Genomic DNA, 17,662 nt, shown 5'->3' on the forward strand with positions numbered 1-17,662 from the left:
GATATGCGGGCTCGGCGTCTCCCGCGCGCCGGAACAATGCCGGCAATGCGTCGTTACTTTCCCGTATCGGTCCGCAATTCGCGAGGAGGAGAAGTCATGCCCGCGAAATCGAAGGCCCAGCAGAAGGCGGCCGGCGCCGCCCTGTCGGCGAAGCGCGACAGCCGCAAGAAACGCCAACTGAGGGGCGCATCGCGAGAGATGTTCGAGTCGATGACGGAAAAGGAACTGCACGAACTCGCTTCCACCGAGCGCAAGGGCAAGCCGGAGCACATCGACAAGTCGTGAGCAGCCGGCCTCAAAGCGTTGCGAGCAGCCGGTTGTCGATGCCCTCTTTCGACGCGGCCCGCATCGCGACCTTGTTCTCGACCGCCTGGATGATCGGGTCGCTGAAGTCGACGCCGTAGAACTCGCGCATGTTCCACAGGCCGCCCGGCGAGAAGACGTTCACTTCCAGAATCTTGTCGCCGACGATATCGAGGCCGACCAGAAACATGCCGTCCGCCACCAGTTTCGGGCGCAAGCGTTCCGCCAGCGCGAGGATTTCGTCCGTGATCCCGACGGGCTCGGCGGTGCCTCTTGCGTGGATGTTCGACCGCAGGTCGCCTTTCGCGGGCACGCGCCTCAGCCCGGCGTAGGTGTCGCCGTGCTTCAACGGTTGCCCGTTGAGCAGGAAGAGCCGGATGTCGCCGGCCTTCGCTTCCGGAAGATAGGGCTGCGCGATGAGGTATCCGTCGACGCTGATCGCCTCGAATATCTGGTTGAGATTGGCCTCGGAGGCGGAGCCGATCTTGAACACGCTCTTGCCGCCCGAGCCCTGCAGAGGCTTCAGGATCGCACCTTTCCGGTGGCCTTCCACGAAGCGGCGGATTTCGTCGATGTTCCGCGATATCAGGGCGGCCGGGCGCACGATATCGGGGAAGGTCTCGAAATAGAGCTTGTTCTGGGCGAGCGCCAGCCCCTCCGGATCGTTCAGGACGACGACGCCGCGCTGCGCCGCGAAACGGCCGAACAGGATGCCGGCATGCACCGCCCAGGGCCTCGCCGTGAGATCGAGGGAGGGATCGTTGCGCAGCAGCAGCGCGTCGATTTCGCCGATGTCGAAGGTGCGGCGCTCGAGGGACTTGTCCTGCAGCGCAGCATGAAAGGTCTCCGGTTTCTTGTATTTCGTGGCCGGCAGAACCGCCGCATGCACCGCAAGTGCGCCGTCGGGACGCAGCGTGAAATCGCCGGGGGCGAGATAGACCACCTCGTGATCCCGGTTGAGCGCCGCCATCGCCAGGAGCGAGGTGGTGAAGTGGGGGCCTTCCCCGTCGATGGCGTTGACGAAAAACGCGATGCGCATCCGGGCCTCCTTGCAGATGTCATGCCGTCATGTCGGCGATTGTGAGACCGCCGCGGGCGGCGGCGAGCCGTCGTCCGGCTTCGGGCGAGGCGAGAAAGGCGGGCTGCACGGCGGGCCGGCGCAGCAGTCCGCGCAGCGCGAGTTCCTGCATCACCGGGAAATGGTCGGCGGCGATCTTGCCCATCCAGAACGGGTCGAGCGCCCCGCCGGCACGCAGATGCGTCAACACTTCCGTCAGTCCCCGCAGATAGATGGCGTCCTTCGACAGGCCGCCGCCGCGATAGATCCGCAACGCCATATTGAACGCGCCGGGTTCGTCGAAGCCATGGACGCCGGTCAGCAGGGAGAACGTTTCCTGGAAAGTCGCGCCGTCCAGCATCGCTGCGCAGCCGATGACCCGGCCGGCGATCAGCCGCAGCCGCTCCCGCGTCATGCCGCCCGCCAGGTATTCGGCGAGCACGGCAAGTCCCTCCTGCACGCCTTCGTAACCGGCGAGCCCGCTGCGGAACAGGCGCAGCCCCTGGACGGAACCGTTGAAGTAGGTCAGGAGGTGCACGCCGACCTCGTGGCAGAGCAGGGCGTGTATGCGGCCGCGGTCCATGACGGTGGTGCTCGCGACCAGCAGCCGGCTGCCGGTGACCATCAGGCCCGCGGGAAGATCGCTGCGGATTTCGACGCCGGCGTTGAACTCCGGCATGTCCGCCCGATAGGCCTCGATCATGAGCCGGGCGGCCTCGGCCACGGTTTCGCAATCGGCCGGTTCCGCCTTGGCCTTCGCCCGGCGCTTCGGGGGCAGGGCCGCCAGGATGGCCTTCGCCTGTGTCAGCAGTGCCGGCTCCACCGGGCCATAGAGCGCCCGGCTGAACTCGGTGAAGCGGCGGGTATGCAGCGCCGACAGCATGGTCAGTTGAAGATCGACCTCCTGCTGCTTCTCCCGGAAGAGCTGGTAGAGCACCGGGTCTTCCAGATGCTCGAAGGCGGCGGCATAAAGCTTGCACTTTTGCGCCTCCACATCGACCGACAGCGGCCGGTAGTAGAAGCGGGGCGGGTCCTTGAAGCCGCTCTCGCGGAATGCGAGCCATGCCTGACCGGCGTTGATCGGCGTCAGCGCCGGGAGGAAATCGAAGGACGTGACGATGTCGTCGATGGAGCGGTCGAGGCGTCTCACCGCATCGATGAACGCCTTGCGGCCGAGCGCCCTGTGCGTCGTTACCGTGAGCGCGCCGGCGCTGGCGGCGAACGCCTCGAACGCCTGCAGGCAGGCGTCGAAAACGTTTGCGACGAGCCGCTCCCGCAACCCCGGGTAGACGACGCCGGATTCCGGCTGCCGATAGATCGGGGCGAACCGCGCCGCGATGCAGGGCGCCCGGATTCCCGCCCGCCGCAGCGCCGTCAGCGGATCCTTCGCCGCATCCGGCCATGTCACGCGCGGCGTGCGGAACCTGACTTCCGCGTCGCGGATCGCCTTGACGAAAACCCGCCGTGCGTCGCGGGTCCGGGGCTCGTGGCTTGCCGAGACGGAGACCTCGTAGTGCGGCAGATAGGGCGAATCGTCGGCGAGGAAGATATCGTGCTCGAGTTCGCCGACATCGAGCACGATGAAGGCGCCGAACCGCTCCTGCATGACCGCGCCGACGGCATCGACGAGGAGAGCCGCTTCCCCGAGATCGCGTGCGACGAGATATGACGCGTGCGCCGAGGCGATATCGCGCGCGGCCGTATCGTCCCTCGCACCCATGATATGCAGGCACAGGAACGGCAACGGCCGGTCGATGTGCAGCCGGCCCCCGTCGGGCAATTCCCGGCGCACGGCCTTGCCGCTCCGAAGGCAATCGACGATTTCCGCAATGAGCGGGTCGTTCGACGGCTCCTTGGCCGATTGCGTGCCCTCCGCCATTCTCATCACGCTTCTCCGAGTGCATGCTCGATGACCGGAACGGCCGAAGCCAGCAGGGAACGCAATTCCCCGAGCACGCGGCGGTCGGGCTCGCCCGTCCATTCGTCCATGAAGATCTTCTTGAATTCGACGGCGATGGCGCAGCCGGTTCGCGGAAAGGTGTCATGAATGAACCGGGTCTGCTCGCCCTTGCCCTGGAAGGAGACGTTCTCGCGCACATCGAGCCGCCGCCCGGCGATTGCGCCGGCCGACAGATGCTCCATCAGCGCGTCGACCACGCCGCGCCAGCGGTCGCGGTCCATCGAGAAGGTGCCGATATTGATATCAGGCGCTTCCGCCAGGGGCGTGGCGGCGGCGTCCGGACCCTGCCTGCGATGGTTGTAGCTGTGGATGTCGAGAACGGCGAAGGCGCCGTGACGCTTCTCCATCTGGCGCAACGTCAGCGCCAGCATGTCGTAATAGTCGTCGTGGAGGCTCAGGGAAGCGGCGATCAGGTCTCCCGGCGGCCGCTCCCGCCACACCGACAGGCCCCAGGATTGCTCGGGCACGAGATAGACCGCCCCATCCCGGGCCCGGTTGAGATCCACCTCGAAACGCGACCGGTGGGCAACGATGCGATTCGGCAAATCCCGGATCAGATGGTCGGTGAACGGATCCTCCTCCCTGAGACGCTGCTCGCCGGACAGCGCGGTGAGCGCCCGCGTTTCGGACCGCATGCCGTGCCCGTTGTGAATGGCGGTCCCCAGCACCGCCGACGCGCCCAGATGGAGCGACCACAGATCGTCATCGGCGGCCGGACAGTGCGGCCAGTCGTCGGTTTCCATCGATATTCCCGTCATCATCGAGCCTGGAATGATCCGTTCTCCTGCTTGAGGCCGATGGCGACCTCCATTCTGCGCAACACCCACAGGATCACGACGCCCAGTCCGGCGGCGAGCAGCGCGAGCCGCCACAAGCCGAACCCGGCCGAAAGGCCGATCGCCCCTGCGAGCCACATGCTGGCGCCGGTCGTGAGGCCTCTCACGTCTCCCTTCGCGTAGACGACGACACCGGCGGCGAGAAAGGCAACACCCGCCGTGACGGCCTCCACCAGCCGGATGGGGTCCATGCGCACCGCCTCGCCCGACGACGTCAATGTGTGCATCATTTCAAGGGTGACGATGCAAAGGATGGCGGCGGACACGCCGATCAGCATGTTGGTGCGCAGTCCCGCGGTATTGTTGCGCACTTCTCGTTCGAGGCCGATCAAGCCGCAAAGAACGGCCGCGCCCACGAGACGCAGGACGATGACTTCGAACGGCATCGACATCGTCATCGTCAATTCATCAAGCAGCCGCTGCGGCACGCCGAACCTCCCTTTACTGCTTTTCGGGAAATGCGCGCGGCGAAGCATTGTTCCGTGGAACCGGCTCCGGCTCCAGCCGGAACAAAGCCGATGGGTGGGCGTTGAAAGAGTGGCAACGACTACAGGAGAGACATCCATGGCGGACTCACCCGACAAGCGGGATCCGGGCCCGGATGAACAGCCGCAGATCGTGCCGGCGGGGAAGACGCGGCCCGGCGGGATCGGGCGGACGGTGTTCTACATCCTGCTCGCGAGCCTGGGATTGGCAGCAATCGCATGGGCGGTACTGGAGATATGGGCCTATAGCGGCGCCCCCGTCCCGTAGACGGCGAGCGACCCCGACGGCCCGGTGCTTTCATGAAAGGGATTGTCATGCCACAGGACAAGAAGAAGCAAACCACCGACGAGCCGACCGATACGGAGAAGATCCTCGACTACGGAGAAGATCCTCGACGAAAGTCTGGAGGACAGCTTCCCGGCAAGTGACCCTCCCTCCGTCACGCGGGCGCCGGCGGACAAGCGGGAAACAAAAGATCCGCCGCGGGACAAGCCGGTTGAGCAGGGCCGATAAGACGGCCCTTTTTTATTTTGTTTTGCGTTGCGGCAGTCCGTCTCCCTCCGGCCATCTCCGCGTGGACAGCGCCGGGGCCATCCACCCGTTTCCTCTTGTCACGTGTTTCCCCTTGCCACCCGTTTCCCCTTGCAGTCGGGCCGTTGTCCGAAGCGGTGGCGCACTCTCAGTTTCGCGATGTGCCGTAGCCCCTGAGATCGATCACGTTCGTCTCCGGAATATCGCTGTCGCGTCTGCCGCTCTTGGCGATGCCGACCAGCGCCCCCTCGCGTGACGGATGGGGGCCGAGCACGGGAGTTCCGATTTCATCGACAGCCCACCAGCCGGGCGTGACGCCCAGGCGCTTGGCCTCTTCTTCATTCAGTTGTCGCGGTTCGAGTTTCATCTGTCTGTCCCTTGCAGTCTGTTTTCTCCGATCGAACGGGGATTGGCGATGCCGAGCGGCACCGCCAATCCGCTTGTTGCGGGCAGGCGCTCAGTAATCCTCGCGGTGGCGCCAGCCCCGGCGCGCGGCTTGGGCGTGGCCTTCGGGATCGCCGAACCAGCCGCCTTGGCCGCGGTCGCGGCTATAACCTTCGTCGTCGCGGCGGCCATAGCGGCGGTCGTCGTCATCCCGCGAGCGGCTGTAGGAGCGGCCGCGGCGGTCGTCGTCGTAGTCGCGGCGCTCGTCCCATCCGCGACGTGCGGCCTCGGCGTGGCCTTCGGGATCGCCGAACCAGCCGCCCTGGCCGCGGTCGCGGCTATAACCCTCGTCGTACCGGCCTCCGTAGCGGCGGTCGTCGTCATCCCGCGAACGGCTGTAGGAGCGGCCCCGGCGGTCGTCGTCATAGTCGCGGCGTTCATCCCATCCGCGACGTGCGGCCTCGGCGTGGCCTTCAGGGTCGCCGAACCAGCCGCCCTGGCCGCGGTCGCGGCTGTAACCCTCGTCGCCACGGCGGCCGTAGCGGCGATCATCCTCGTAGTCGCGCCTTGAGGCGTACCGGCCTTCCCCGCCACGACGGTCGTCGTCATCATAGCGGCCGTAGCGGCGGTCGTCGTCGTCCCTGCGCCGGTAGCGGCGGTCGTCTTCGCTGACAAAGCGTCCTTGCGCGTCACGTTCGCGATTGGTCATGATAGCCTCCTGTTCATGGGGATGGTGGATGAAGTCGTCAAACGACAGATGGTTCAGAACCGGATCGGGCAGGCCGTCCTCTTCCAGTTCCTTCTTTCGTTCCGCTATGTGCTCGCCGATATCGGCAAGGTTCAGGGATTGAATGCGGGCGAACAGCCCGGTTTCGGGCTTTTCTTCCGCTTCGACGAGCTGCCTGATGAACGTGTCGAGCACGCGCAATCTGGCGGCGTCTTCCGCGCTATCGGTCCTGTCGGCCCGCAGATTGACAAGCAGCAGCTTGACCAGATCCCGCTTCACCTCGCCTTCGAGAAGCTCCGCGCTTTCGATGCCGCGCTTCTTCAGCTCGGGCAGGAGGAACTCTTCCTCCAGGCAGGAGTGTTGAAACCAGCGGGTCCTGAGTTGCTGAACATTGTCTTTCTGTCTCTCGGGCGATTTCTTGTTGATCGTATCGAGAAGGTCGACCAACTCATGATGAATTTTCCGAAGAGCAGAAAGTGTGTCGGTGTCCGATGACCTGTCGGCACTTTTTTTCTGTTCCGAGTCGCTTTCTTCTGTGTCCGTTGTTGGATTTCTACTGTGCTTTTCGGGGTTTTCAGATTCTGGTGTTTGTCTTGGCATATGGTGCCTCCAACTTTGCAAGTGTTGGCAAACCAGTCTCGTTTTCGGGAGCCGCGCGGGTACCCGAACGCACGGACGGTGTCGTCCCTGCACGGATTAAACTTTCGTTGGAAAACTTTGTTCCGAAAAATAAATAATAATGGCTGCGTTCCAGCTGTATTCAATGGTCAAGCTTGCCGATAAAAGAATAAAATTTGTAATAAATATCAGGAAATTCAAAGAACGTCAGGGCAGTATCGCTGATTAATACCATAATTCTATCTGTATTTTATATATCCAATGTCCGGAATGAGTATTTATTGCAAAGGATGAGCTTCTCAAGGCATGGAAGCAATCCGTCGGCATCGGCCTTTCTTGGCGGCGCAGCACCGCGGCGGCGGGAAGGAGGCATTCGGCCCGACGTCAAAAAACAGGCGCCGCCAAGGCGGCGCCTGCAACAAAAAAACAGGCGCCGCCAAGGCGGCGCCTGCAACAACAGGGAGGCGGTCGACTGCCTTTTTAATTGGCCGCGGTATGGAATCCGCCCGGCGCCGTTATATCCCTGAGGCCGGAGCCGGCGGCGATCGGATGTTCCTGTGCCGCGTCGGCAAGCGATACGATACCCGTCAGACGCTTGTCGCGGTTGACCACCGGCAGGCGCCGCACCTGGATGTCGCCCATGTTGCGGGTGACGTCGTCGACGTCCTCGTCCTCGAAACAGTATTTGACGTCGGCGGTCATGACATCGCTCACTTTGGTGTTGCCATCCTTGCCCATAGCGAGGCACCGCACCACGATGTCCCGGTCGGTTATCATGCCGACCAGCCGGTCGTTCTCCCGGACCGGGAGAAAGCCCACGTCGTTTCCGGCCATCTTTTTCGCCACCTCGGTGATCGTCTCGTCAGGTGTGGCGAGAAGGACGTCCCGACTCATGATTTCCGATACTTGCATTTTCGAGTCCCTCCGATGCGAATGTCGGCGTGCCGCGTCGCGGCAGGCTCCATTTGGCCACAGGGGCCCCCTCGCTGCCCGAGTGGTTGCCAGTTCAACCGGACGGGAAGATATTTGTTCCGGCTCGAAGCGAAAAAGGACGGCAGCGACCGGCGCAAACCGTGCAAGCCGCGCAAGCGCGCGATGAGGTGCGGATCGCGTGCGAATCGAGGCATGTTTCCGCGCGGGCCGTCCGATTGCGCGGGCGGCATTCCCGGGCCGGAAACGACGGCTCCGCGACGGGATGAGGCGGTGAGTTTGAAAACGGGGCATGGATGATGAACAACCTGGACCTTGGCGTCGTCGGCAACAGCACGATCGCGGCCCTCATCGATGATCGGGCCAGCATCGTCTGGATGTGCTATCCGCAGCTCGACGGCGATCCGGTGTTCCACTCCCTCATCGGCACGGCTGCGCACGGCGGCGGTGCGTTCGACATCGCGCTCGAGGGGTTCAGCGCGAGCCGGCGGACCTATACCCACAACACCGCCATTCTCGAAACCGTCCTGGAGGCCGAGAACGGGGCGCGCGTGCGCGTCACGGACTTCGTGCCGCGTTTCAAGAGCCGCGGCCGCATCTTCCGTCCGGCGATGGTGGTGCGCAGGATCGAGCCGCTTGCGGGCACGCCCCGCATCACCTTGCGTGTCCGCCCTTCCGGGGACTATGGCCGGGTGCAGGCCGAAGTCACCCGCGGTTCCAACCATATCCGCTATGTCGTCGGCGAGCAGGTGCTGCGCCTGACCACCGATGCCTCGCCCGGCCTAGTCGTCAACGAGGTGCCCTTCATCCTGGAGCGCACGCTCACCTGCCTCCTCGGTCCGGACGAGATCCCGACGGAGGCTCCCGGCATCCTCGGCGCGCGTTTTCATGACGAAACGGCCCGCTACTGGCGCGACTGGGTGCGCTATCTCGCCATTCCCTTCGAGTGGCAGGACGTCGTCATCCGCGCGGCGATCACCCTGCGGCTTTGCGCCTTCGAGGAGACCGGGGGCATCGTTGCCGCGCTCACGACCTCGATCCCGGAATTCTGCGCCTCGGGCCGCACCTGGGACTACCGCTATTGCTGGCTACGCGATTCCTTCTTCACCGTGCGCGCGCTCAACCGGCTGGGCGCGACCCTGACGATGGAGGACTACATCAGCTACGTCACCAATGTCGTGACGCGCAACGGCGAGCGCGAGCTGCAGCCATTGTTCGGGCTCCAGTTCGAAGCCCAGATAGCAGAGGAAGTCGTCGGCTGCCTGCCCGGCTACAGGGGCTTCGGTCCGGTGCGGCGGGGGAACGCCGCCTATACCCAGCGTCAGAACGACGGTTACGGCTCCGTGATCCTGGCCATTGCCCAGTGCTTCTTCGACGAGCGCCTCGAGCGCCGCGGCGACAGGGCACTGTTCGAGCGGCTCGAAGCGCTCGGCCACAAGGCGGTGGCGGTATGGAACACGCCGGATGCCGGATTGTGGGAATTTCGCGCGCTCGCTTACGTGCACACGCATTCCGCCGCGATGTGCTGGGCGGCCTGCGACCGGCTGGCGCGCATCGCACTGAGATTGGACCTTGCGGACCGGGCGGCCTTCTGGCGCGAGCACGCGGACGCCATCCGCGAGGAAATTTTTGCTAGAGCATGGAACAAAGAGCTGTCAAGCTTCGTTTCCCGCTTTGAGGGCCATGACGTCGACGCGAGCCTGCTGCTGCTCGCCGACATCGGGCTTCTGCGCGCGGATGACCCGCGTTTCCGCTCCACTGTCGAAACCATCGGGCAGCGGTTGAAACGCGGATCGCACCTTTTCCGCTATGCGGGGGAGGACGATTTCGGCGTGCCCGAGACGGCGTTCACGATATGCACGCTGTGGTACATCGAGGCGCTGGCCAAGATCGGCAGGGAGGGAGAGGCGCGTGCTCTGTTCAATGATTTGCTCGGGCGACGCAATGGCCTCGGTCTGCTGTCGGAGGGCATTCATACGGAGACGGGAGAACTCTGGGGCAACTTCCCGCAGACCTATTCGATGGTGGGTCTCATCCATGCCGCGCTGTCGCTGTCGCGGAAATGGGAGGAGGCATTCTAGCGCATCAAAACGGGGACCGCTTTTTTGGAAATTTGATGCATGAGCAAATAGTTGGAGCAAAGTTGCGATTTAGATTTAATGCATTTTGCTCCCGCAGGATGGGGCAGGAGGGACAGTGAAACTGATAATTGTATCCAACAGGGTGACGGTGCCGGGTCGCAAGAGCCATGCGGCGGGGGGACTCGCCGTCGCCCTCAACGACGTGCTCGCCAAGCGGCGCGGCATGTGGTTCGGGTGGAGCGGCAAGATCGGACCCGAGCAACAGGAGGCGACCCTGTCCACGCACGGGGAAGTCACCTACGCCCTGTGCGATCTCTCCAAGGAAGACTATGCGGAATATTATAGCGGCTTTGCCAACCGCGCGCTGTGGCCGCTGCTGCATTACCGCCTCGATCTGACGGAATTCGCGCGCAAGGATCTCAACGGATACCGGCGCGTGAACGGCTATTTCGCGGATCTACTGGTGCCGCATATCGAGCCCGACGACGTGATCTGGATTCACGATTATCACCTCATCCCGCTGGCCGAGGCGCTCCGGGGGCGGGGGGTAGCGAACAGGATAGGCTATTTCCAGCACATTCCCTGGCCATCCGTCGATGTTTTCCTGGCGCTGCCCAACCATGCCGAAATCGCACGCGCGCTGACGGCCTGCGACCTCGTGGGTTTCCAGACGCAGCGGGATGCCGCCAATTTCGGCGACTATCTGGTATCCGAAGGGCGCGCCTCCACGAAGGACCAGGCCCACTACGTCATCGGCGACAGAAAGCTGCGGGTCGGCGTGTACCCGGTCGGCATCGACCGGGCCGGCTTTGCGCGGGCCGCCACGCGCGCGGCCAGGAGCCGCTTCGTCCGCGACGTCGAGGAAAGCTTCTCCGGCCGTCCGATGCTGCTCGGTGTCGACAGGCTGGATTACTCGAAGGGGCTGACGCAGCGTCTCGACGCTTTCGAACGGCTGCTGGAGACCCATCCCGGATATCTGGACAAGGTAACCTTCCTGCAGATCACGCCCCGAAGCCGTGCCGACATTCCCGAATATACGGCCATGCAGCGCGCCCTCGCAGAGACCGCCGGGCGCATCAACGGGCTTTACGGAAAAGCCTCGTGGACGCCGATCCGCTACATCAACCGCACGCACACGCGCGCGGAACTCGCCGGCCTCTACCGGCTGGCGAAGGTGGGCGTGGTCACGCCGCTGCGCGACGGCATGAACCTGGTGGCGAAGGAGTTCGTCGCAGCCCAGAACCCGGCGGACCCCGGCGTGCTCGTCCTGTCGCGCTTTGCCGGCTCCGCCACCGTGCTGAAGGGCGCGCTGCTGGTCAATCCCTACGATCTCGACAGCACGGCGAAAGCCATCGATCAGGCGCTCAAGATGCCGCTGGAGGAGCGCATCAACCGCTGGACGACCATGTGGGCGGGTGTCGGGGAAACGGACATATCGCAATGGGGCGCGCGTTTCCTGAGCGATCTGGAGAACCTCGGCGAGGCCGAGCCGGCCGTGCTGCCACCGGACGACGAGACGCCGGGCACCATAACGGCCGCGCCATCGGCCATCGGCGATCTCGGCGTCATATCCGCCAACAACCGGCGCCCCAACCTGAAAACGCCGCGACCTGCGGGACCGCGCAGGGCGGTCCGCGGCCTGTCCGTCGAGCTTTCGAAGTGCAAGTAGACGATAACCGCGAAAGGAAGGGGGAAGTCATTTCGCCACCTTCGTTTGTCGCGCTGGCCGCCGAGGCCCCGGCGCTGATCGCTCTGGCGGAGAATCCGGGAAAATGGGCGTTGTTCCTCGACATCGACGGCACGCTCGTCGACATGGCGCCGACACCCGACGCCGTGGAGGCACCCGCCGGCCTCGCCGACAACCTCACCGCTGTCATGACGGGCCTCGGAGGCGCGATGGCGCTGGTTACCGGTCGCGGCATCGCCTTCGTGGACCGGCTCTTCCTGCCGCACCGCTTCCCGCTTGCCGGCCTGCACGGGGCCGAACTGCGTCTGTCCGACGCGCGCACGATCGCGACCGATCCCACCCCTTCCTTTATGCAGGCCAAGGCCACGCTGCGCGCCGGAACGGCAGGCATGTCCGGCGTGATCGTCGAGGACAAGGGAGTGGCCGTCGCCGTCCACTACCGTCTCGCGCCCCACTACCGGGAAAGAGTCGAGGCCCTGATGCGGGAGGCCGCCGTGCTGGCCGGCCCCCGGTGGAGCCTGCAAGGCGGCAAGATGCTCGTGGAGCTGAAACCCGCGGCAGCCGACAAGGGGGAGGCGCTGAAATCCTTCATGGATGCGGCGCCGTTCGCCTTCAGGCGGCCGCTCGCGGTCGGCGACGACCTGACGGACGAAAGCATGTTCGCGGCCGCCAACGCTCTTGGCGGACAAGCGGTCAGGATCGGCAGCCGCGATGCGCGGACGCTCGCTGCCGGGCGGATACAGTCGCCGGCACATCTGCGCGATCTGTTGGCCCTGATCGCCGGCAGCTGGGAGAATAACCCGCGATGAGCCGGATGCCCGCGGTTTCGAACCGGCTTCGGGCGCAGGATGAGCCTAGAGAATTCGCTCGAAATCAATAAGTTAGAGCATGCTGCCGTTTCCACGAAAAGACAACATGCTCTAGCGTCCGCCTCCGGGGGCCGGCCGGGAGGACAGGGCGCCGCCGGGCAGTATTTTTCCGATTGGAGGGAACCCCTCGCATTGCGGTTGGTTTGGCCTGATATCGATGTCCGATACAGCCGGTCGAAGACCGGAAGTGTCGGCACCGAGTCGGCAAGAGGAGACAGGCCATGGCCAAGTGCGACCAATGCGGCAATGACTACGATAAATCCTTCGAGGTGATATTGGCAGGGAAGATCTATGTCTTCGACAGCTTCGAATGCGCTGTCCACAAGCTCGCCCCTGTCTGCCCGCACTGTGGTTGCAAGATCGTCGGCCATGGTGTGGAACAGGGCGAGGTTATCTATTGCTGCGCCCATTGCGCCCAGCTGGAAGGCGCGACGGAGCTGGTCGACCGGGCGTCGTGAGAGCGGGGCGCAACGGGAAATCCGCCAGAACCTCGGCACAATGATCTGTCAACGTCCGCCGCCGGTGTTGGGGAAAGCCTGCCCAGGCGCCACCGGAAAAGGCCGGCTCAAGCCCGGCGCACCGGCGAGCCCGAAGCGCCAGGGCAGGTCCCGGCCCTGGGATATGCCGATGCGGCTTCCCCTCACGATGCCCGCCGGCGACGTCGACGGCAGGATCAGCGACAGGGTCTTCCCGTCGAACGGAGCCCCGTCGTCCGTCGGATCGATGCCCAGTGCCTGCGCAAGACGGCCCGGCCCGGCACAAAGCGGCATCCGGCCCCGCCTTTCCTGCATGATCTCGAGCCCGATCTGCGGTTCGATCGCCCGGATCAGCACGGCTTCGCCCGGCCGCCCGACCACATTGAGGCAAAGGTGGATGCCGTAGGATCGGTAGACATAGGCATGGCCGGGCGGGCCGAACATGGTCGCGTTCCGCGCCGTCTGGCCGCGGAAGCTGTGCGATGCGGGATCGTCGCGCGCGTAGGCCTCGGTCTCGATGATCGTGCCGCCCGCCCCACGGACGACAAGCCGCCCCCCGATCAGCGCACACGCAAGCTCGACCGCCGTCATCCCAGCGTCAAAAGGCGGAAACATGGACAACCTCCCGTGCCGTGGCGGACAATGCCGGTCTCGTCCGACATCAAATACTCCAAGGAGGAAATACTCCAAGGAGGACCAATCTGGCGAGACACCTCGGTTGCCGTCGCGGCGTCCCTGACGGTGCCTTTGGCCTGTCGGTTGACCTGATCCCTGCATTGCGGAACACTGCCTGACAAGATTCGCTGGAAAATCAAGATCCCGAATTGGCGGCAGCATGCAGCGCGTTACGGTTACTCTCGATGACGATCTGATGCAGGAGCTCGATCGGGTCATCGCCATGAAAGGTTATCAGAACCGGTCCGAGGCCATACGCGATCTGGCCCGCGCCGGTCTTCGGGAGGCCGTTCTGGAGGCTGCCGACGATCAGTCCTGCGTCGCGGCGCTGGTCTACGTCTACGACCATGCGGCACGCGAGTTGTCGAAGCGTCTGGTGCAGATCTTCCACGATCACCACGACTTGTCGCTCGCGACCATGCACATCCATCTGGATCATGACTACTGCATGGAGATAACCGTCATGAAGGGCGACACCCGGGAGGTTCAGCACATCGCCGAGCAGGTGATCTCCGAGCGTGGCGTCCGTCACGGGCGCCTCGTGCTGATTCCCGTGAGCGAGGAGGTCCATCGTCACAGCCACGGCCACCTGTCCGCGCGCCCGCATTCCCACCTCAAGGTCAAGTAAGGGCTGCGCAGGCTCCTATGTAGCCTGTGGCGGACGGCTGCGCGGGCGAGGGGGCAGGACGGCTGCTGCGAGCGCGCGGGAGGCGGGGTGATCGAAGATCATCTCTCGACCGACGCTCACTTCCTCGACGATGGCGCCTTCCTCCATCACGATGAGCCTGTCGCACAGCCGCCGTGCCAGGCGCAGATCGTGGGTCACGAACAGGAAGGCCGTTCCGGATCGGCGCCGCAGCTCTGCAACGAGATCGAGAACCTGCAGCCGGACAACGAGGTCGAGGTTGGACACGGCTTCGTCGAGGACGATCAGTTCGGGGTCCACCGCGAGCGCGCGGGCTATGCAGACCCGCTGCAACTGGCCACCGCTCATCTGCCCCGGAAGCTTGTCCATATCCCGCTCGTCGAGTCCGACCGAGGCGAGCAATCCGGCGGCGCGCCGGCGCTGTGCGGCGCTGCCGAGATCGCTCAAATGCCGCATCGGCTCCGCCAGGATTCTCGCGATCGTGTGGCGCGGATTGACGGCGGCAGTCGAATCCTGGAACACCATCTGGACGGCGCGGCGGAAAGCGCGGTGCCGGTCGCCGCGAAGCCCGGCGATGTCGTTGCCGCGAAACATCGTGCGGCCCGCGTCGGGCTTTTCCAGCCCGAGCAGCAGGCGCGCCAGGGTGCTTTTGCCGGAGCCGCTGCGGCCCAGCAGGCCGACGCATTCGTGGCAGCCGATCGCAAGATCCACCCCGCGCAGCACGCTCCTGGGAGGCGGTCCGCCGATCAGGGCAGCCGAGCGGTAGGTTTTCGTGACGGCTTCGGCCGAGAGAAGGCTCATACGGCTCGCTCCTCGGGATAGAGGGCGAGGTGCGCGGCGACCAGCGCCTGCGTCGCCGGATGGCGCGGACGGTCGAAGACGTCCTCCACACGGCTGCGCTCGACCACGCTTCCGGCTTCCATCACCACCACGCTGTCGGCCGCACGCGCTACCACTCCCATGTCGTGTGTCACGAGCAGGACGCCGAGTCCCCGCGTTGCGACCAGGCGCTCGATCAGATCGAGCACCCGGGCTTGCAGCACGAGGTCGAGAGCGGTCGTCGGCTCGTCGGCGAACAGGAACGGCGCACCGGACAGCAACGCCAGCGCGATCATCATGCGCTGGAGCATGCCCCCGCTCATCTGAAACGGGTAGAGACCCAGAATCCGCACCGGCTCCTCGAGGCCGACCTCGTCCAGAACGGCGTCGATGCGGCCGTCGGCGTCCGGGCCGTGGAGACCGGCGGCTTTCAGCGTTTCCGTCGCGTGGGCGCACATGGTCATGACAGGATTGAAGGCGCTGCGCGGGTTCTGCATGACCGTGGCCACGAGGCGGCCGCGCAGTTCCGCTCCGCTCCTTTCCCGGCCATCGACGGCGACGCGGCCGCCGACCCGGCTGACGCCGGGCGGCAGGCTCTCCTGTATGCCGAGGCAGGTCAGCGACTTGCCCGAGCCGCTGGCGCCGACCAGGGCCGTAACGGTGCCTCTGGCGATGGTCAGGTCGATGCCGTGCACGAGCGCAACCCGCGCGCCGTGGCGCCGGGTCACGAGCCTGAGCCCTTCAACCGAAAGGATGGCAGCCATCAGCAATGCTCCGCCTTGAATGCCGGATCGAGGTGATCGCGCAGGGCATCGGCGAGCCGGTTGAAGGCCATGACGCTGATCAGGATCATGAGGCCGGGCCAGACGATCAGCATGGGCTGCGTCCAGACGAACTGCCGGGCGTCGTTGATCATCACGCCCCATTCGGGCGTCGGCGCCGAGACCCCGAGGCCGAGGAACGACAGGCCCGCCACATGCAGCATCATGTGTCCGATATCGAGCGTCGCGAGCACGGTCAGCGGGGCGAGCACGCCTGGCAGGATATGGTCCACGAAGGTCCGCAGCCGGCTGGCGCCGGCGACGCGGGCGGCGAGGACGAACTCGCACTCCCGCATCGACAGCACGAGGCTGCGCACGATGCGCGCATACCACGCCCAGTGGGAGAGCACGATGGCCGCGATGACGTTGACCATGCCGGTGCCGAGCACGCCGATCATGAACATCGCCAGCACGAAGGTCGGAAAGGTGAGGAAGACGTCGCACAGCCGCATCAGGACCTGGTCGACGCGGCCGCCGACAAAGCCGGACACGCCGCCGACGCCGATGCCGAGCGCCAGAATGAGCGCCAGGATGAGCACGACCGAGCCCAGCGAGACCCTCGCGCCATAGATCAGTCGCGTCGCCATGTCCCGGCCGAGGTGATCGGTGCCGAGCCAGTGCTGCCATGTGGGATCCTGGAGCCTGTTGGCGAGATCGACCGCGTTCGGATCGTAGGGCGATACAATCGGCGCCGCAAGCGCCAGAAGAGCGAGCCCTGCGATGACGCCGAAGGCGGCGCGGACCTGCCATGAGCCGCGCGATCCCCGGGCGCGCTTGCCCGGAGGGGTCAGGGTATCGTCGACCGCCGTCATCCGGCACCCCCCGCGAACGATCTGGTCCGTGGATCGAGCCAGGCGTAGAGAATGTCGATCACCAGATTGCAGAGCACGAAGATGAGCGTCATCAGCAGGACGAAGCATTGCATGACGGGGAAATCGCGGTTGTAGATGGCCGAGACGGCATAGCGGCCGACGCCGGGCCATCCGAATATGTTCTCGACCACCAGGGTCCCCCCGATCAATTCGCCCACGTGCATGCCGGTCGCGGTGACGATCGGGAGCAGCGCGTTGCGCAGCACGTGGCCGCGCATGACGCGTCTCTCCGACAGCCCGCGCAGGCGGGCATAGAGCACGTGTCTCTGCCCGGCGACTTCCAGCATGCTGGCCCTCAACAGGCGCGCGTTGATGGAGAGCGACATCAGCGACACCGCGAGCGCAGGCATCAGGATGTGCTCGACGCCGCCTTTCCCGAGCGGAGGGAGCCAGCCCAGCCAGACCGAAAAGACGATGACGAGCATGAAGCCCAGCCAGAAATTCGGCACCGACACGCCGACAAGGGCAATGGCGCGCACCAGTTGGTCCGGCAGTCTGTCGGGATGCCGCGCCGACCAGATGCCGAGCGGCAGGCTGACGGCGAGGGTGACGAAGAGGGCGAAGGCTGCGAGCTGCAGGGTCGCCGGCAGGAAATAGAGAAACTCGTCCAGCACTGGCCGCCGCGTGACGTAGGAGACGCCGAAATCGAGGCGCAACGCGTCCCACAGCCAGCCGACATATTGTGCGACGAGCGGCCGATCGAGCCCCAGCAGTGCCCGGGCATGGGCGATCGCCTCATCTGTCGGCGGAATCTGCGACAACCGCAGATAGTCGAGCGCCGGGTCGCCGCGGCCGAGACGCAGCATGAGGAACACGAGGATGGACACGCCGAGCAGCATGGGCGGCAGCAGCGCGATCCGGACGGCAATGAAGCGGACCATGGT

20 protein-coding genes are annotated in these 17,662 nt (G+C 65.0%); 8 read left to right on the forward strand and 12 right to left on the reverse strand.

Annotated features, from left to right (window positions below):
- The first annotated feature begins 96 nt into the window (after positions 1-96).
- Positions 97-285: a DUF3008 family protein gene (locus ACUSIJ_RS22750; RefSeq protein WP_449310713.1), complete on the forward strand. Its 189-nt coding sequence runs from the start codon at positions 97-99 to the stop codon at positions 283-285.
- 10 nt (positions 286-295) lie between these two features.
- Here the strand turns inward: ACUSIJ_RS22750 and ACUSIJ_RS22755 are convergent, their stop codons facing one another.
- Genes ACUSIJ_RS22755 through ACUSIJ_RS22770 form a run of 4 tightly spaced genes read right to left on the reverse strand, consistent with a single transcriptional unit; the run spans position 296 to position 4,584 of the window.
- Positions 296-1,342 (reverse strand): glutathione synthase, encoded by a 1,047-nt coding sequence (locus ACUSIJ_RS22755; protein WP_449310714.1) that lies wholly within the window; start codon positions 1,340-1,342, stop codon positions 296-298.
- A 19-nt stretch (positions 1,343-1,361) separates the two neighbouring features.
- Positions 1,362-3,245, reverse strand: coding sequence for a flavohemoglobin expression-modulating QEGLA motif protein (locus ACUSIJ_RS22760; protein ID WP_449310715.1), 1,884 nt, complete (start codon positions 3,243-3,245; stop codon positions 1,362-1,364).
- Complete coding sequence (locus tag ACUSIJ_RS22765) at positions 3,245-4,063, reverse strand: N-formylglutamate amidohydrolase (RefSeq protein WP_449310716.1); 819 nt, start codon at positions 4,061-4,063, stop codon at positions 3,245-3,247. Before ACUSIJ_RS22765 ends, ACUSIJ_RS22760 begins: the two co-directional genes overlap by 1 nt.
- Before the next feature lie 14 nt (positions 4,064-4,077).
- Positions 4,078-4,584 (reverse strand): MgtC/SapB family protein, encoded by a 507-nt coding sequence (locus ACUSIJ_RS22770; RefSeq protein WP_449310717.1) that lies wholly within the window; start codon positions 4,582-4,584, stop codon positions 4,078-4,080.
- 136 nt (positions 4,585-4,720) lie between these two features.
- Between ACUSIJ_RS22770 and ACUSIJ_RS22775 the strand changes: the two genes are divergently transcribed.
- Positions 4,721-4,909, forward strand: a complete 189-nt coding sequence (locus tag ACUSIJ_RS22775; RefSeq protein WP_449310718.1) for a hypothetical protein — start codon at positions 4,721-4,723, stop codon at positions 4,907-4,909.
- A 32-nt stretch (positions 4,910-4,941) separates the two neighbouring features.
- Positions 4,942-5,070: a hypothetical protein gene (locus ACUSIJ_RS22780; RefSeq protein ID WP_449310719.1), complete on the forward strand. Its 129-nt coding sequence runs from the start codon at positions 4,942-4,944 to the stop codon at positions 5,068-5,070.
- 251 nt (positions 5,071-5,321) lie between these two features.
- Here ACUSIJ_RS22780 and ACUSIJ_RS22785 read toward each other — a convergent pair whose 3' ends face one another.
- The 3 genes from ACUSIJ_RS22785 to ACUSIJ_RS22795 all read right to left on the reverse strand — a co-directional run bounded on the left by ACUSIJ_RS22785 (position 5,322) and on the right by ACUSIJ_RS22795 (position 7,814).
- Complete coding sequence (locus ACUSIJ_RS22785; RefSeq protein WP_449310720.1) at positions 5,322-5,540, reverse strand: hypothetical protein; 219 nt, start codon at positions 5,538-5,540, stop codon at positions 5,322-5,324.
- A gap of 90 nt (positions 5,541-5,630) precedes the next feature.
- On the reverse strand, positions 5,631-6,884 hold the full coding sequence (locus ACUSIJ_RS22790; RefSeq protein WP_449310721.1) for a hypothetical protein: 1,254 nt from the start codon (positions 6,882-6,884) through the stop codon (positions 5,631-5,633).
- 498 nt (positions 6,885-7,382) lie between these two features.
- Positions 7,383-7,814, reverse strand: a complete 432-nt coding sequence (locus ACUSIJ_RS22795) for a CBS domain-containing protein (protein WP_449310722.1) — start codon at positions 7,812-7,814, stop codon at positions 7,383-7,385.
- Positions 7,815-8,128: 314 nt separating this feature from the next.
- Between ACUSIJ_RS22795 and ACUSIJ_RS22800 the strand changes: the two genes are divergently transcribed.
- The 4 genes from ACUSIJ_RS22800 (at position 8,129) to ACUSIJ_RS22815 (ending at position 12,927) form a co-directional block, all read left to right on the forward strand.
- The gene (locus ACUSIJ_RS22800; protein ID WP_449310723.1) at positions 8,129-9,913 is read left to right on the forward strand and encodes a glycoside hydrolase family 15 protein; all 1,785 of its coding nucleotides are present in this window, start codon (positions 8,129-8,131) and stop codon (positions 9,911-9,913) included.
- Between the two features lie 115 nt (positions 9,914-10,028).
- The gene (otsA, locus tag ACUSIJ_RS22805) at positions 10,029-11,582 is read left to right on the forward strand and encodes an alpha,alpha-trehalose-phosphate synthase (UDP-forming) (RefSeq protein WP_449310724.1); all 1,554 of its coding nucleotides are present in this window, start codon (positions 10,029-10,031) and stop codon (positions 11,580-11,582) included.
- Positions 11,573-12,409 carry a trehalose-phosphatase gene (gene otsB / locus ACUSIJ_RS22810; protein WP_449310725.1) on the forward strand — a complete coding sequence of 279 codons (837 nt, stop codon included), beginning with the start codon at positions 11,573-11,575 and terminating at the stop codon, positions 12,407-12,409. Before otsA ends, otsB begins: the two co-directional genes overlap by 10 nt.
- Before the next feature lie 281 nt (positions 12,410-12,690).
- Positions 12,691-12,927: a hypothetical protein gene (locus ACUSIJ_RS22815; protein WP_449310726.1), complete on the forward strand. Its 237-nt coding sequence runs from the start codon at positions 12,691-12,693 to the stop codon at positions 12,925-12,927.
- A gap of 48 nt (positions 12,928-12,975) precedes the next feature.
- Here ACUSIJ_RS22815 and ACUSIJ_RS22820 read toward each other — a convergent pair whose 3' ends face one another.
- Entirely contained in the window at positions 12,976-13,560 is a 585-nt protein-coding gene (locus ACUSIJ_RS22820; RefSeq protein ID WP_449310727.1) for a DNA-3-methyladenine glycosylase, read from the reverse strand.
- Positions 13,561-13,780: 220 nt separating this feature from the next.
- Between ACUSIJ_RS22820 and nikR the strand changes: the two genes are divergently transcribed.
- Complete coding sequence (nikR, locus tag ACUSIJ_RS22825; RefSeq protein WP_449310728.1) at positions 13,781-14,248, forward strand: nickel-responsive transcriptional regulator NikR; 468 nt, start codon at positions 13,781-13,783, stop codon at positions 14,246-14,248.
- Positions 14,249-14,263: 15 nt separating this feature from the next.
- Here nikR and nikE read toward each other — a convergent pair whose 3' ends face one another.
- Genes nikE through nikB form a run of 4 tightly spaced genes read right to left on the reverse strand, consistent with a single transcriptional unit; the run spans position 14,264 to position 17,659 of the window.
- Positions 14,264-15,067 carry a nickel import ATP-binding protein NikE gene (gene nikE, locus ACUSIJ_RS22830; RefSeq protein WP_449310729.1) on the reverse strand — a complete coding sequence of 268 codons (804 nt, stop codon included), beginning with the start codon at positions 15,065-15,067 and terminating at the stop codon, positions 14,264-14,266.
- Complete coding sequence (locus ACUSIJ_RS22835; RefSeq protein WP_449310730.1) at positions 15,064-15,849, reverse strand: ATP-binding cassette domain-containing protein; 786 nt, start codon at positions 15,847-15,849, stop codon at positions 15,064-15,066. The genes nikE and ACUSIJ_RS22835 overlap by 4 nt, the downstream gene beginning before the upstream one ends.
- Positions 15,849-16,718: a nickel ABC transporter permease subunit NikC gene (nikC, locus tag ACUSIJ_RS22840; RefSeq protein ID WP_449310731.1), complete on the reverse strand. Its 870-nt coding sequence runs from the start codon at positions 16,716-16,718 to the stop codon at positions 15,849-15,851. Before nikC ends, ACUSIJ_RS22835 begins: the two co-directional genes overlap by 1 nt.
- Positions 16,715-17,659, reverse strand: coding sequence for a nickel ABC transporter permease subunit NikB (gene nikB, locus ACUSIJ_RS22845; RefSeq protein WP_449310732.1), 945 nt, complete (start codon positions 17,657-17,659; stop codon positions 16,715-16,717). The genes nikC and nikB overlap by 4 nt, the downstream gene beginning before the upstream one ends.
- Between the last annotated feature and the right edge of the window lie 3 nt (positions 17,660-17,662).

This window comes from Pseudochelatococcus sp. B33 (genome assembly GCF_053570585.1).